The sequence below is a fragment of the Micromonospora sp. NPDC023956 genome, assembly GCF_040639195.1.
Taxonomy (GTDB): Bacteria; Actinomycetota; Actinomycetes; order Mycobacteriales; family Micromonosporaceae; genus Micromonospora.
The window spans coordinates 542,826-556,617 of sequence record NZ_JBEZZN010000003.1 but is presented as its reverse complement, the minus strand read 5'-3'; the positions used below and the strand labels follow the sequence as shown (position 1 = coordinate 556,617).

Sequence of the window (13,792 nt, the reverse complement as noted above, 5' to 3'; positions counted from 1 at the left end):
CGAGGAGGAACGCGGGACTCTCGATGGCTGACGAGCTGGCCGGCTTCACCGTCGGCGTGACCGCCGACCGGCGGCGCGACGAACTCGCGGCGATGCTGGAACGGCGCGGCGCGCGGGTGGTGCTCGCCCCGGCGCTGCGGATCGTGCCGCTCGCCGACGACAGCGACCTGCGCGAGGCCACCCGCGCCTGCCTGCACCGGCCACCGGACATCCTGATGGCCAACACCGGCATCGGCATGCGCGGCTGGCTGGAGGCGGCCGAGGGGTGGGGCCTGGCCGAGTCGCTGCGCTCCGTGCTCGCCGACACGTACGTGGTGACCCGGGGCCCGAAGGCGCGGGGCGCGATCCGGGCCGCCGGTCTGCACGACCAGTGGTCGCCGGATTCGGAGAGCTGCGAGGAGGTGGTCGAGCACCTGTGTCGGCGCGGGGTCGCGGGTCAGGTGATCGCGATGCAGCTGCACGGCGACCGCCAGCCGGAGTGCACCATGGCGCTGGAGGCGGCCGGGGCGACGGTGATCGAGGTGCCGGTCTACCGGTGGGCCCCGCCCACCGACTCCGCTCCCCTGCACCGTCTGATCGACCTGGTCGCGTCCCGGCTGGTCGACGCGGTCACCTTCACCTCGGCACCGGCGGCCGAGGCGCTGCTGCGGGCCGCCGGGGACCGGGCCGAGGCGGTGCTCGGGGCGTTCCGCAGCGACGTGCTGGCCGGTTGCGTGGGGGCGGTCACCGCCGAGCCGTTCCAGCGTCGGGGGGTGTCGGTGAGCGTCCCCGCCCGGGCCCGGCTCGGCGCGCTGGTGCGGCACCTCGTCGACGAGTTGCCCCGCCGTACGGTGACCCTGCGGGCCGCCGGCCACCAGCTCACCCTGCGCGGCCACGCAGCCGTGATCGACGGGGAGCTGCGACCGCTGGCCCCCGCGCCGATGGCGGTGCTCCGGGCGCTGGCCCGCTCCCCCGGCCGGGTGTTCTCCCGTACCGCCCTGCTGCGCACCCTGCCGCGCGGCGCGGACGAACACGCGGTGGAGATGGCGGTGGCCCGGATCCGGGCCGGCCTGGACGCCCCCCGGGTGGTGCAGACCGTGGTCAAGCGCGGCTACCGGCTGCGCGTCGACTGACCTCTGCCTCGGGACGCGCAGGGGTCCCCGGCTACCGGGAGGCGGTAGCCGGGGACCCCGCGGTCATCCGACGGTCAGCCCACCGGGGTGGGGAAGCCGCGACCGTGCTCGGCCTGGAGGCGGAGCATGGCGTGCTCGACCACGGTCACCAGCACCTGCTTGACGGCCTCGCGGTGCCGGGCGTCGGTCAGGATCAGCGGCACGTGCGGCGAGATCGCCAGCGCCTCCCGGACCTCCTCCAGGTCGTAGCGGGGCGCGCCGTCGAAGTGGTTGAGCGCCACCACGTACGGCAGCTTGCGGTTCTCGAAGTAGTCCAACGGTGCGAACGCGTCGGTGATCCGACGGGTGTCCACCAGCACGGCGGCACCCACCGCGCCCTTGATGATCTCGTCCCACATGAACCAGAACCGGGTCTGGCCGGGGGTGCCGAAGAGATAGAGGATCAGGTCCTCGGCCATGGTGATCCGGCCGAAGTCCATGGCCACCGTGGTGGTCTGCTTCCCCGGCACCTTGGACGGGTCGTCGATGCCGACACCCGCCGCCGTCATCACCGCCTCGGTGGTCAGCGGGGTGATCTCCGAGACCGCGCCGACCAGGGTTGTCTTGCCCACGCCGAACCCGCCCGCGACCACGATCTTCGCGGAGGTGATACCCCGGTTACGGCGTGCCCCGGCGGGGTCATAGCCTGCGAAGTCCACTTAGCACCCTCTCAAGCAGTTCCATCCGCTCCTCGTACGCCTCGGCGGGAGCGGCAGTGTGTAGCGTCAGCAGACCCTCGGCCACCATGTCGGCGACCAGTACCCGGGCCACGCCCAGCGGCATTCGGGTGTATGCGGCGATCTCCGCCAGGGACTGCGGACGTCCCTCGCAGATCGTGGCGATGCGATGCTTGTCGTGGCCGGCGAATCGGGACTCCGCGACGGCGGTCGGACTTGCCGTCATCACCGCCTCCAGGGCGATGTCCTGGCGCGGCTCGGTGCGTCCCCGGGTGACCGCGTACGGACGCACCAACGCGCCGCGCGGGTCCTCTCGCCTCCGGTCCATTCGCGATCACCTCCTTCCGCCGGCGCCGCCTGTCGGCACCGGGTGACGGTTTCTGCTCGGCTACTACCGGACCACGGCCTCTCGGGGCAGCGGCACCAGCGCCGCTCCGACCCGTTCCACCAGTAGCGCCATCTCGTAGCCGACCTGGCCCACGTCACAGCTGCGGGCGGCGAGCACCGCCATCGACGACCCGTCGCTGATGGACATCAGGAACAGGTACCCGCTGTCCATCTCGATGACGGTCTGGAGCACACCCCCGGCGCTGAACATCCGGGCCGCGCCCTCGGTCAGGCTGACCACGCCGGAGGTGATCGCGGCGAGCTGGTCGGCGCGGTCCCCCGGCAGGTCGCGCGACGAGGCGAGCAGCAGCCCGTCCGCGGACACCGCGACGACGTGCGCGATACCCGCCACGCTGTCGGCGAAGTTGGTGAGCAGCCAACCCATGTCCTGCATAGCCGCTGGCCTGTTCATCGGCTCGTCTCCTTGGTCGAATCGCTGTTCAGGTCGGCACCGGCCGTCCGACCGCGTTGCACACCGCGGTGGTAGGCCGACAGCAGACCGCGTACTTCGTCAGGGGTGCGCCGGGTGCTGGCCCGGGTGCCCTTGGGCTCCACTCCACCGGGCACGAGCTGCGCCTGCGGCACCCGCTTGGGCAGTCCGGAGCGGGTGGTGCCCGCAGCGGTCGGTTCGGCGGCCTTGACCGCCCGGGACCAGCCGTCGTCCGCCGCCGTACGCCAGCTGTCCGTGCCGGTCGGCGCCGGCGTCGGTGCCGGCTCGGCCTGGGCCACCGGAGCCGGGATCGGCGTCGGGTCGGCCACCGGGACCGGGACCGGCGGGAGGGCGGCCGGCGGCTCGGGGGCCGGCGGCGGTGCCGACGGCATGGCCGGCGGCGCGTACGACGGCGGCGGCGGCTGCGTCACCGGCGGCGTCGCGGCCGGGACGACCGTGGCACCCGGCGTACGTCCGGGCAGCTTCGGCAGCTGCGGCGCCTCGGTGGTCGGGGCGCTGGCCGCCACCGGCGCGGCCGGCGGCTGGTCGAACTGCGGGCGGGCGAAGATGGCCGTCGCGTCGTTTCCGTGGGTACGGAACCAGGCGGTCTCCATCTCCCGGAAGATCGGTACCTCGGCCGGCTCGGCCGGCCGGGGAGCCGGCAGGGCGGGCGGGGCGAGCGGGGCGAGCGGGGCGACCGACGGCGACGGGGTGGCCACCGGACCGGCCACCGGACCGGCGGGCAGCGGGGGCGCCGACGGTTGCGACCGGTCGTTCCCCGGGCTCCGCTGCGGCAGCGGGTTCAGGGTGGGGAACGCGGTGGTCGGCGTGCCCGCCAGCCCGTTCCCGGCGACCGGGGTGGCCGGGGTGAAGGCCGAGGTGGTCGGGGTGAACGCCGAGGTGGCCAGGGTCGGCGACGCCGTGGTCGGGCCGCCCGCGTTGACCGTCGGCCCGGTGTCGCGGACCTCGTTCGGGGCCGGCCACGGCGTCGGCGACTGGTTGGTGCGCCACTGGTCGCTGGTGAGGGTGGCCGCCGAGGCGCGCCCGGCGCCGGCCAGCGGCTCGCCGAACGGGGCCGACGAGCCGGCGGCCGGGGCCTGCTCGACGGCGAGCGGCTGACGCGGCCGGGGCAGCGGGTCCCGGACAGCACTGCCGCGACCCTGCGGCAGCACCACGGTCGAGTTCGGCAGGGTGACCTGGGCGACGGTGCCGCCCTCCACGTTGCGCCGCAGTTCGACCCGGATGCCGTAGCGAGACGCCAACCGGCTGACCACGGCGAGACCCATCAGCCGGAACGCGGCCACGTCCACGGTCGACGGGGCGGCCAGTCGCCGGTTGAGCGAGTCGAGCTGCTCGTCGGTGAGCCCGAGGCCACGGTCCTCGACCTGGATCAGCACGTAGTCACGGATCCGCCGGCCGTCGGCGACCACGGTGGTCGTCGGCGGGGAGAACCGGGTGGCGTTGTCGAGCAGCTCGGCGACGAGCCGGACCACGTCGTTGACGGCGTGCGCGGCGACCGAGATGTCGGTGTCGACGGTGCCGAACTCGATCCGGTTGTAGAGCTCCACCTCGGACTGCGCGGCGCGCAGCACGTCGACCAGGAGCGCGTCGTCGCGACGCGGTACGGCCGAGTCGGCGCCGGCGAGCACCAGCAGGTTCTCGTCGTTGCGGCGCATCCGGGTGGCCAGGTGGTCCAGCTCGAAGAGCTGGGCGAGCCGCTTCGGGTCCTCCTCGCCACGTTCGATGGCGTCCAGCTCGCCGATCATCCGGTCGACCAGGGTCTGACTACGGCGGGCCAGGTTGAGGAACATCGCCGAGACGCTGGCCCGCAGGGCGGCCTGCTCGGCCGCGATCCGGACCGCCTCCCGGTGGACGACGTTGAAGGCGAGCGCGACCTGGCCGACCTCGTCCTTGTTGGTCAGCTTGATCGGGTCGCGGACCTCGTTGACGATCTCCTCCACACCGCCGTCACCGGCGTTGCCCATGCTCTGGAGCCGCTTGACCGCGTCCGGCAGGTCGTGGTTCGCCACCGAGAGCGCACCCTCCCGCAGCCGGCGCAGCGAGTCGTTGAGCGACCGGGCCAGCACGATGGCGAGGGTGACGGCGACGATGAGGGTGAGCAGCACCAGCAGCGCCTCGACCACGGCCTGCCGGATGACCGCCGTACGGGCGTCGTCGGTCTGGCTGAGCAGCCGGTCCTGGAGCTGCACCTCGGTCCAGCGCATCAGGTCGTGGACCGCGCCGATGGCGAAGGTCGCGTCCTCGGCCCGGACCAGGGCCGGCGTCTGCCCGACGGAACGGGTGATGTCGGCGGCGACCCGGTCGGCGAGGACCACCGCGTCACCGGTGACCGTGCTGTCCACCAGGGCCTGCTGGGTCGGGTCCGCGGCGAGCGAGAACGTGAGCAGGGCTTCCTGCTGGCTGGTGAGCGTGGCGACGAAGGAGGAGAACTGCTCCTCGTCGATCCGGTTGGCCGCGAGCGCGGCGAAGGCGACCGCCTCCTCCTCGGCCACGGCCGACTTGGCGCGGCTGAACGCGGCGACCGCCCGCCGGCTGTCGGCGAGCGCGCCGTCACCGGGGAGCTGGGCCAGCGCGTCGCCGTAGCCGACCAGGTCGGCCAGGACCACGCCGTACCGCAGCACGGCCGCGGAGACCGGCATCTGGCGGCGGTCCACCACCTCCTGCCGGGTCGCGTTGAGGGTGGCCAGGTGGTCGTCGATGATGCGGAGCCGGTCACGGACTGCCGACGGCACCTCGCCCAGCTCACGCCGCTGGGCGTTGTACTGGGAGACCCGCTGTTCGCTGCGGCGTACGTGGAGGTTGAACGAGTCCGGCTTGGCGGTGGGCGAGGCGAGGTAGGTGGCCGCCGCCATCCGCTCGCGGTGCAGGTCCTGGGTGAGCGCCGAGATGTCGACCGAGAGCGCGGTCAACGAGCGGGCCTGGTTGGCCTCGTAGGCGCCCTCACCGACCGAGATGAGACGTACGGTGGCCAGCGCGACGACCGCGGCGACCGGTACGACGAGGATCAGCGCCAGTTTGGACCGGATCCGCGCGTCGCGCAGCCGGGGTAGCCGGCGCCGTCGCTTCTCCTGGGTGGGCTGACCGCTCTCGGGCAGGGTCGTAGGTGCGGTGCTCACGACATCGCCTCCGTCGTTTCTTCCACGTATGACCCGCCGACCCGCGCCTGGTGCAGCGGACAGCGCCACGCGCGGCACGGCCGCGATTTCATCAGAGAAGATTGGATTTGGGAAGCCGCAGTGAGACAGGAAACGTTAGGAGAGCACCAAACCGCTGAAGTGGTCAACTATTACCTTCATTTCCACGAGGCCCTGATCAGGGCAGATGATCCACAGTATTCGTCCGCTTCTGCTAAGTGAGCATTTGCAAACCTTCGGGGCCACCACCATGTGGGACGGCCATCCCGAAACGCCCCGGGCACCCGCGCTTGACCACGGGGCCTCGGCATTGGCAAGGTTTTGCAGGCTTCGCGCACACCGTACGGCAGACCCAACCCGTCTCTCCACCGAGGACGGATATAGCGGGGATCGGGCACCGCCCACCCGCCTTCTGGAGGACCAAGTTGAGCCCCTTCCGCTCCGTGACCACCGCGGCGCTCGCATCGGCTGTCCTGGCCATCACGCTCACCGGCTGCCAGTTCGGCGAGGAACCCCAGGACACCAGCCCCATCGTCATCGGCGCCGACCTCGAACTCTCCGGCCCGCAGGCGGCCACCGGCAAGGCGTACCAGCGCGCCCTGGAACTCAAGCGCGACCAGTTGAACGCCTCCGGCGCCCTGGGCGGACGCCGGATCGAACTCAAGGTCAGGGACAACCGCTCCGACGCCGCCGAGTCGCAGCGCAACATCGGCGACTTCGGCAACGACGCCTCGGTCACCGCAGTGATCATGGGCGGTTGCAACGAGTGTGCGGTCAACGCGGTCCGCACCATCAACGACAAGCGCGTGCCGACGATCGCGCTGGCCGCGTCGGGGGCGATCACGTCCTCGTCCGGCCAGCAGGGCTCGTACGTGTTCAAGCTGGCACCGAACGCCAAGGACAGCGCCGACGCCCTCACCGCCGAGCTGACCCGGCGCGGGGTCAAGGAGGCGGCGCTGCTGCACAGCGACGACGACTACGGACGCGAGGGACTCGCCGCCCTCCAGGACGAGTTCGCCAAGGCGAAGATCAAGCTGGCGGCCGTCCGGCCGGTCAAGAGCACCGACACCGACGTCACCGGACCGGTCGAGACGCTGACCGAGGAGAAGCCCGACGCCCTGGTGCTCTGGACGCCGTCCGAGCAGGCGATGCTGGCCACGACCGCGGCGCAGAAGGCGAAGTTCAAGGGCGCGGTCTTCCTGGACGCGGCAGCCGCCGGCGAGCTCTTCCTCGGTTCGTCGGCCCGCTCGGCCGAACAGGCCACCCTGGTCTTCACCCAGACCATGGTGATCGACGACGTCATCGCCACCACCCCGGCCAAGGCCGCCCGCCGGCAGTGGTTCCGGGACTACACCGCCCGCTTCGGCGGGTACAACGGCTTCTCCTCGTTCGCCGCGGACGCCGTGCAGCTGATCGCGGACGCCGAGCTGCGCGCCGGCGGCGAGCAGGGCCGGGTCGACCGGGACGGCCTGCGCGACGTGCTCGAGACCTCCCAGATGGACGGCCTCTCCGGACCGATCCGGATGACCCCCGACAACCACTCCGGGCTGATGCCCCAGGCCCTGACCACCCTGGTCGCCCAGGGCGGCCGGTGGCGGCTCGCCGGGTGATCGGGGGGTTGTGGCCCTGCCCCCGCCCGGCTCCGGGCGGTCAGGCTTGATCCCTGCGCCGGGCGGGGGCAGGGCCACACCTTTGGTGAGTTGAGCGGTTCCCGGTCGACGTAAGGTTGCCGGTCGACGTGGTTCCCGGTTGGGCACCGGGTGGGGTTCAGCGGCTGGACGTGGTGGCGCGGACCCACGGCAGGGCCAGCCGTTCCAGCACCACCAGCGCGAAGTAGAGCAGGATGCTCATCGCGGCGATCAGGACGATCGCCGCCCACGAGGTGGAGTACGCCCCCACCCCGTTGAACTGGAGGATCTGGTAGCCCAGGCCGGCCTCGCCGGCCTGGAACTCCCCGATCACCGCGCCGATCGCGGCCAGCGGCATGGCCACCTTGAGCCCGACGAAGATCTGCGGCAGCGCCGCCGGGAAGCGCACCTTGCGGAACGCCTGCCACCAGGAGGCGTTCAGGGATCGGGCCAGTTCGGCGAACTCGGCGGGCGTGGTGGTCAACCCGGTCGCGGTGGAGAGCACGATCGGGAAGAAGCAGAGCAGGAACACCATGGTGAGGATCGGCTTCTGCCCCCAGCCGAGGGAGACCACCAGCAGCGGCCCGAGCGCGATCTTCGGGACCGCGTTGATCGCCACCAGCAGCGGTGAGAACATCCGCTCCACCCGCCGGGAGGCGGCCAGCGCCAGGCCGATCAGGACACCGGCCACCGTCGACAGCAGGAAGCCGACGACCGTGGACAGGGTGGTCGCCCCGGCCGCCTCCAGCAGCACCGCCCGGCTCTCGACCAGGGCCCGGAAGACGTCCTCCGGCGGGGGTAGCGAGGCCGGGTGGATGAGGTGGAACACCGAGGTGACCAGCCACCACACGGCCAGCGCGACGAGCACGCCGAGCAACGGCAGACCGATGGCCGCCGACCCGGGTCCGAGGTGGCGGGACGCCGACCGGGTCGGGGCCGGCTTCCTTGTCGCGGGCTCGGCGGCCCGCTCCTGCAACTCCGTCATGTCTTCTTCCTTCTCCTCGGCCGTCGGGCGGAGGTCTCCCGGGCCGTCCCGGCGGCCGGAGCACGAGCGGGGGTGCGCTCCGCCGGTCACGGCGGAACACACCCCCGGGTGTTCGGTCAGGCCTTCGGCGCGAGGTTGAAGTCGACGACCTGCTCCGGGGTGATGTTCTGCTTGAGCGCCCCGGCGCCCTGGAGGATCGCGATGCTCTTGGCGACCCGGCCGCTGTCCAGCGCGCCGATGGCGGTACCCGAGTTGCTGGACCGGACGTAGCCGGCCATCAGCTCCAGCTCCGCGGCGGCGGACACCGGGTTGGCATCGGAAACGTTCTTCTTCAGGATCTCGCCGGCCTCCTTCGGGTTGGCCAGGCTGTACTCCAGGCCCTTGAGCAGCGCGCCGGTGAAGCGCTTCACCATCTCCGGCTCCTCCTTGGCGAGCTTCTTGGAGGTGATCAGCGCGTTGCCGTAGAGGTCGGTCATCACGTTGCTGTACGGGAGCATGACCGGCTCCTTCTTGGCCACCGCCCGAACCGTGGGCGCACCCACGACGAACTGGCCGATACCGTCGACCCGACCGGAGGCGAGCGTCGCCATCAGGGTCTGCGCCTCGCCGTTGACCCACCTCACCTTGCTGTTGTCGATGCCGGCGAGCTTGGCGTAGGTCGGGAAGAGGTTGCGGACCACGGAGACCGGGGTGTCGGCGAGGGTCTTGCCCTCCAGGTCCTTCGGGGAGGCGATGCCCTTGTCCGCCGTGGTGACGATGGCGGCCATGGTGCGCTGCTGGATGGCGGCGACGGCGACGAAGTCCTTGGGCCGGTCGTCCCCGCCGCCGAGCTGGAGGATGCCGCCGGTCAGGTCGATCGGACCGAAGTCCGCCTTCCCACCGACGATCGTCTGGATCACGCCACCGGTGCCCTGGCCCGGCTTGATGTCGACGTCGAAGCCGGCCTCCTTGAAGAAGCCCTTCTCCTTCGCCACCCACGCGTAGGAATCCCGGCCGAAGTTACCGAATGAGGTGAGATACGTCACCTTACGCATTGAAGCGCCGTCGCCACTGCCGGAGCCGGAGTCGGAGTCACTACTGCAAGCGGAGACCAGAGCCAGAGCCGCGGCCAACGCGGCTGCGGCGACAGTGCGGGTCAACCTTCTCATTGTTGAGCACCATGTCCTTTCCAGACCGGCAGCGGTGCCACCGGAGGAGTTGTCGAACCCGATGACGCCGTGGTGAGGGGGGGTGGGGACCGGCGTCACCGTCGCGGGGGGACTCTTCGCCGGCACAGCGTACGAGAGAGTCACCGCGGCGACACTAGGTGGATCCGGTTACGGAACGACAACAGATTGTTGTCCACCCTGGACGGTGTCAACCCGACGTAATGCCGTTAACCTTGCGTCGCTCGCGAACACCGTGGATGGGAGAACGCCGGATGATACGACTGTCGGGGGTGTCGCGCACCTTCACCGGTCGCTCCGGAGAGGTCGAGGCCCTGCGCGGCATCGACCTGAACGTTGCCGAGGGCGAGTTCGTCGCCGTGCTCGGGCGGTCCGGCTGCGGCAAGTCCACTCTGCTCCGACTGATCGCCGGGCTGCTCCCGGTCACCGCCGGGCAGGTCGAGGTGGGCGGCACGCCGATCACCCGGCCCCGGCAGGACATCGCGATGCTGTTCCAACGCCCGGCGCTGCTGCCCTGGCGCAACGTGCTGGACAACGTCCTGCTCCCGGTGGAGGTCTTCGGCTGGCGCCGGTCCAAGCACCGGCAACGGGCGCGTGACCTGCTGGAGGTCGCCGGCCTGGCCGGCTTCGAGAAGCGGTTGCCGCACGAACTCTCCGGCGGTATGCAGCAGCGGGTCTCGCTCTGCCGCTCGCTGATCGCCGAGCCGCGGGTGCTGCTGATGGACGAGCCGTTCTCCGCGCTCGACGCGCTCACCCGCGAGGAACTCTCGGTCGAGTTGCAGCGGGTGCACATGCAGAACCAGGCCACCATCGTCTTCGTCACCCACTCCATCGACGAGGCGGTGCTCCTCGCCGACCGGGTGGTCGTGCTCAGTCCCCGGCCCGGCCGGATCCGCAAGGTGGTCGACGTCGACATCCCCCGGCCGCGCAGCCTGGGCCGCAACGCGCACCTGGCCGACGTGGCCCGGGTCAGCGCCGACCTGCACGAACTGTTGATGGAACGGGAACCGGCCCCGGCCGGGACCAGGGGGCGATGACCGGTGCGGGTGTGTGTCTTCGTCGAACCGCACCGGGGTGCCACCTACGACGACCAGCTCCGGTTCGCCCGCCGGGTGGAGGAGGCCGGCTTCGAGGGGTTCTTCCGGGCCGACCACTACCAGTCGATGGGGGCCGAGTCCGGCCTGCCCGGCCCGACCGACGCCTGGCTGACGCTGGCCGCGCTGTCCCGGGAGACCTCCCGGATCCGGCTGGGCACGCTGGTCAGTTCGGCCACGTTCCGGCTGCCTGGGCCGCTGGCCGTGATGGTCGCGCAGGTCGACCAGATGAGCGGCGGCCGGGTCGAGCTGGGCATCGGCGCCGGCTGGTACGAACGCGAGCACGCCTCGTACGGCATCCCCTTCCCGCCGGTGGTGGAGCGCTTCGACCGGCTCGCCGAGCAACTGGAGGTGATCACCGGTCTCTGGCGTACCCCGGCCGGTGAGACGTACCACCACGACGGCGTGCACTACCGGCTGGTGGACGCCCCGGCCCTGCCCAAGCCGACGCAGGTGCCCGGCCCACCGGTCATCGTCGGTGGCAAGGGGCCGAAGCGCACGCCCGAACTGGCCGCCCGGTACGCCGACGAGTTCAACATGCCGTTCAAGAGCGTGGCGGAGACCGCGACGGCGTACGAACGGGTGCGCGAGGCGTGCGACCGGCACGGCCGGGACGCCTCGGGACGCGCCCCGCTGGTGTTCTCCGCCGGGATCGTGGTGGCGATCGGGCGCACCGACGCCGAGGTCCGACGCCGGGCGACGCCGCTGCACGTCAAGAGCGCGCTGCCGCCGGAGGACCCGGTGATCGGTTCGCCCGCCCAGCTCGTCGACCGGCTCGGCGAGTTCGCCGCGGTCGGCACCACCCGCGTCCACCTGCGCCTGACCGAACTCGACGACCTGGACCACCTCGAACTGATCGCCGCCGAGGTGCTACCCCAACTGGAGAACAGATGAGCACGGAACTCGCCCCCGTGGGCCAGGAGATCGTCCTGGAGAACGACAAGGTCCGGGTCTGGCACATCCGCCTCGAACCGGGCGAGCAGCAGCCGCTGCACCGGCACGACCACCCGTACCTGGTCATCGCGGTGCAGGGGGCGAAGAACGTCATCCAGACCGTCGACGGGACGCGGATCGACGCGGACGAGCCGACCGGCGGCGTGGTCTACCGGGACCCGGGTGCCGTCCACATGCTCACCAACGTCGGCGACACCACGTACCTCGCGCGGCTGGTCGAACTGAAGTAACCACCGCCGGGGGTTTGAGTAACCGCCTCCGGCATACGGAGGTAGTTCTCGGGGGACTACCCGAGTACCCGCTCCCGGCCATGCGTCCCGGACGGCTCGCCTGCCGCGTCATGTCCGGTTTTGGTGGCGAGCGGGGTCCACGGGCCGTACCGTGCGCACATGGCCATACGGACCTGGGGCAGAGCTCTGCTGGTGGCGCTCGGGGTGAGCGCGCTGGCCGGGGCAGGCCAGCTCGGCATCGCGTACGGTCTCGGCATCCTCCGGTTCAACCGGTCCTTCACCGACGTCTCCGGGCACTGGCCCGCGCAGCTCGTCTGGGTGGCCTGGTTCGCGGTCGGCGCCACCGTGACCGGTGCGGTGCTCGCCGAGCGGTACGCCCGCCGGGACGACCGCCCGGTCACCGCCGTCGTACGGGTCACCCTCGCCGTGGCCGCCACGCTCGGCGCGACGGTCGTCGCGCCACTGTGCATGCTGCCGGCCCGCAACGCGCAGGTGGCCTCGGTGGACCCGGTGCTGGCCGTCGCGGTCAGCGCCCTCTTCGGCGCACTGGCCGGAACGGTCGCCGCGGTCGCCGTGCTCCACTACGCCCCGGTGGCCTGGAACGTCGCCGCGTCCACCGCCGCGATCTGGCTCCTCGCGCTGCTGTCGGTCGTCCCGTCGCTCGGGGCGGCCGATCCGCTGCCGACCGTACGCCTCGGCGCGCTGGACCCGGCCTGGCTCGCGCCGGATTCGGCCGAACGCCTGGCCATGCTGCTCCTGCCCGGACTGGCCCTGCTGGTCGGGGCGGCGGTGGCCGGGGTGGCCCGCCGGCACGGCCAGCCTCCGCTGCCCGGTGGGGCCAGCGGGGTGGCGGCCCCGCTGCTGGTCGCGGTCGCCTACCTGCTCGCCGGGTCGGGGCGCGGCGACGACGGCTACCAGTCCACGCCCTACGTCGCCGCCCTGCTCGCGGTGCTGACCGGAGCGCTCGGCGCGACCGCGGCCACCATGCTGCGGTATCCACCGCTGGACGTCGCCGGCCTGCTGCCCCGGCTGTCGCGGGACGGGCACGGCCTGCTGCCCCGGCTGTCCCGGACCCGGAGCCGGAGCGGCGTCATCACGCCGACCGAGATCCTGCGTCCCCTACCGCCCGGCACCGGACTGCCACCCGTGCCGTCACCCGCCCCACCGTCCGACGACCCGGTCCCCGCCCCGAACGACGTCCCGGCCGCCGACCCGACCGGCGACGGTTCCGGTGCGCCGGGACACCCGACCTCCGGGACGGCCGGGGACGACACCGCCCGGGAGTCCTTCGGCACCGGTCCCCAGCCGATCGGGCGGCTGCCGTGGCACGTGCCCCGGGCCGCCGGTGCCGACACGAGCCGGTCCGGCACGGGCGACTGGCCGGTTCTGCCCGGCACGGCGGAGACGGTGTCCACCGGGAGCCTGGACTGGTCCCGCCCCGCCCCGGCCCGGCCGGTCGACGCCGCGATGCGGGAACGGGCCCCCGCCGACGGTACCGGTCCGGAACCGGTACCCACCGGCCGTGAGCTGCCGGGACGCTGGCAGCGCGGTTCGACGAGCCACGACGACGCACCGGCCGCCACCGGCGGGACGACCGCCACGTCGCCCCACCCGGGACCGGCGGCGGACGGCGACGCGACGGCCGACGTGACCGGACCGCCGGCCGGTGCGCAGGACGACGTCCGGACCGCCGGGGGGCTCCGTAGGTTGCGGGGCCTGCTCCGGCGCGAGCGGTCCCGGGCCGACGCGGTCGACGGTGACCGGACGAAGGGCGCCGGCGGCCGGGCACGGGAGGAGGCGCTGCTCCCGCACGACGAGGAGTACGTCGACTGGGTCGCCCAACTGGGCCAGCCGATGCCGGACACCACCAACGCCTCGGACCCGGACGAGCGGCGCACCCTCCGCTCCACCGGACGGCACCAGCGCGACTGACCG

General features: G+C 72.4%; 12 protein-coding genes. 6 read left to right on the top strand and 6 right to left on the bottom strand.

Annotated elements, in window-relative coordinates; translation table 11 throughout:
• The first annotated feature begins 23 nt into the window (after positions 1–23).
• A complete protein-coding gene (locus AB0F58_RS08850; RefSeq protein ID WP_357139975.1) occupies positions 24–1,112 on the top strand; it encodes a uroporphyrinogen-III synthase in 1,089 nt (362 codons plus the stop codon).
• Between the two features lie 74 nt (positions 1,113–1,186).
• Here the strand turns inward: AB0F58_RS08850 and AB0F58_RS08845 are convergent, their stop codons facing one another.
• The 4 genes from AB0F58_RS08845 to AB0F58_RS08830 all read right to left on the bottom strand — a co-directional run bounded on the left by AB0F58_RS08845 (position 1,187) and on the right by AB0F58_RS08830 (position 5,782).
• On the bottom strand, positions 1,187–1,810 hold the full coding sequence (locus tag AB0F58_RS08845; RefSeq protein WP_357139972.1) for an ATP/GTP-binding protein: 624 nt from the start codon (positions 1,808–1,810) through the stop codon (positions 1,187–1,189).
• Positions 1,791–2,156 (bottom strand): DUF742 domain-containing protein, encoded by a 366-nt coding sequence (locus AB0F58_RS08840; RefSeq protein WP_145815484.1) that lies wholly within the window; start codon positions 2,154–2,156, stop codon positions 1,791–1,793. Before AB0F58_RS08840 ends, AB0F58_RS08845 begins: the two co-directional genes overlap by 20 nt.
• Before the next feature lie 63 nt (positions 2,157–2,219).
• Complete coding sequence (locus tag AB0F58_RS08835) at positions 2,220–2,627, bottom strand: roadblock/LC7 domain-containing protein (protein WP_091650337.1); 408 nt, start codon at positions 2,625–2,627, stop codon at positions 2,220–2,222.
• Entirely contained in the window at positions 2,624–5,782 is a 3,159-nt protein-coding gene (locus tag AB0F58_RS08830) for a nitrate- and nitrite sensing domain-containing protein (protein WP_357139969.1), read from the bottom strand. The genes AB0F58_RS08835 and AB0F58_RS08830 overlap by 4 nt, the downstream gene beginning before the upstream one ends.
• A gap of 443 nt (positions 5,783–6,225) precedes the next feature.
• Between AB0F58_RS08830 and AB0F58_RS08825 the strand changes: the two genes are divergently transcribed.
• The gene (locus AB0F58_RS08825; RefSeq protein WP_357139966.1) at positions 6,226–7,410 is read left to right on the top strand and encodes an ABC transporter substrate-binding protein; all 1,185 of its coding nucleotides are present in this window, start codon (positions 6,226–6,228) and stop codon (positions 7,408–7,410) included.
• 157 nt (positions 7,411–7,567) lie between these two features.
• On the opposite strand, the gene AB0F58_RS08820 is transcribed toward AB0F58_RS08825, so the two are convergent.
• Positions 7,568–8,413 carry an ABC transporter permease gene (locus AB0F58_RS08820; protein ID WP_357139963.1) on the bottom strand — a complete coding sequence of 282 codons (846 nt, stop codon included), beginning with the start codon at positions 8,411–8,413 and terminating at the stop codon, positions 7,568–7,570.
• 116 nt (positions 8,414–8,529) lie between these two features.
• Positions 8,530–9,561 (bottom strand): ABC transporter substrate-binding protein, encoded by a 1,032-nt coding sequence (locus tag AB0F58_RS08815; protein WP_357139960.1) that lies wholly within the window; start codon positions 9,559–9,561, stop codon positions 8,530–8,532.
• A 272-nt stretch (positions 9,562–9,833) separates the two neighbouring features.
• On the opposite strand from AB0F58_RS08815, the gene AB0F58_RS08810 reads away from it, so the two are divergent.
• The 4 genes from AB0F58_RS08810 (at position 9,834) to AB0F58_RS08795 (ending at position 13,789) form a co-directional block, all read left to right on the top strand.
• On the top strand, positions 9,834–10,616 hold the full coding sequence (locus AB0F58_RS08810; RefSeq protein ID WP_357139957.1) for an ABC transporter ATP-binding protein: 783 nt from the start codon (positions 9,834–9,836) through the stop codon (positions 10,614–10,616).
• Between the two features lie 3 nt (positions 10,617–10,619).
• A complete protein-coding gene (locus tag AB0F58_RS08805) occupies positions 10,620–11,567 on the top strand; it encodes an LLM class F420-dependent oxidoreductase (protein ID WP_357139955.1) in 948 nt (315 codons plus the stop codon).
• Positions 11,564–11,857, top strand: coding sequence for a cupin (locus AB0F58_RS08800; RefSeq protein ID WP_357139953.1), 294 nt, complete (start codon positions 11,564–11,566; stop codon positions 11,855–11,857). The genes AB0F58_RS08805 and AB0F58_RS08800 overlap by 4 nt, the downstream gene beginning before the upstream one ends.
• 159 nt (positions 11,858–12,016) lie before the next feature.
• Positions 12,017–13,789, top strand: coding sequence for a hypothetical protein (locus AB0F58_RS08795; RefSeq protein ID WP_357139951.1), 1,773 nt, complete (start codon positions 12,017–12,019; stop codon positions 13,787–13,789).
• The last annotated feature ends 3 nt before the right edge of the window (positions 13,790–13,792 follow it).